The organism is Enterobacter cloacae complex sp. IR5459, assembly GCF_049238005.1.
GTDB lineage: Bacteria > Pseudomonadota > Gammaproteobacteria > Enterobacterales > Enterobacteriaceae > Enterobacter > Enterobacter hormaechei_C.
Genome location: NZ_JBMKIG010000081.1, coordinates 1 through 503 on the forward strand (window position 1 = coordinate 1; position 503 = coordinate 503).

General features: G+C 61.0%; 1 protein-coding gene and 1 pseudogene. Both read left to right on the forward strand.

Going from position 1 to position 503, the window contains the following annotated elements; all coding sequences use genetic code 11:
- Positions 1–164, forward strand: a 164-nt coding sequence (locus ACOTX4_RS26055; protein WP_421635525.1) for a MobC family plasmid mobilization relaxosome protein, incomplete at its 5' end; no start/stop codon positions are given.
- A pseudogene (locus tag ACOTX4_RS26060) lies at positions 154–503 on the forward strand (nuclease); the annotation flags it as partial. The gene ACOTX4_RS26055 and the pseudogene ACOTX4_RS26060, both read left to right, overlap by 11 nt.

Below are 503 nucleotides of genomic sequence, written 5' to 3' on the forward strand. Positions count from 1 at the left end.
CCGGCATGGGCAATAACCTGAACCAGATAGCCCGCCGTGTTAACGCCGGCGGCGGCACCGGCCATGACAGGGTACAGATTGTGGCGGCGCTGATGTCCATCGATGCCGGGCTTGAGCGGCTGCGGCACGCCGTTCTTGAGAAAGGAACGGACGATGATCGTTAAATTTCATCCACGCGGTCGCGGCGGTGGCGCCGGGCCGGTGGACTATCTGCTGGGTAAAGACCGGCAACGTGAAGGCGCCAGCGTCCTGCAGGGGAAGCCGGAAGAAGTCCGGGAGCTGATTGACGCGTCGCCTTACGTAAAGAAATACACCTCCGGCGTCCTGTCGTTTGCGGAGGCCGATCTGCCTCCCGGCCAGCGGGAAAAACTGATGGCCAGCTTCGAGCGGGTTCTGATGCCCGGACTTGATAAAGATCAGTACAGCATTCTGTGGGTGGAGCACGAGGACAAGGGGCGTCTGGAGCTGAACTTTCTGATCCCCAATACCGAGCTGCTGACCGG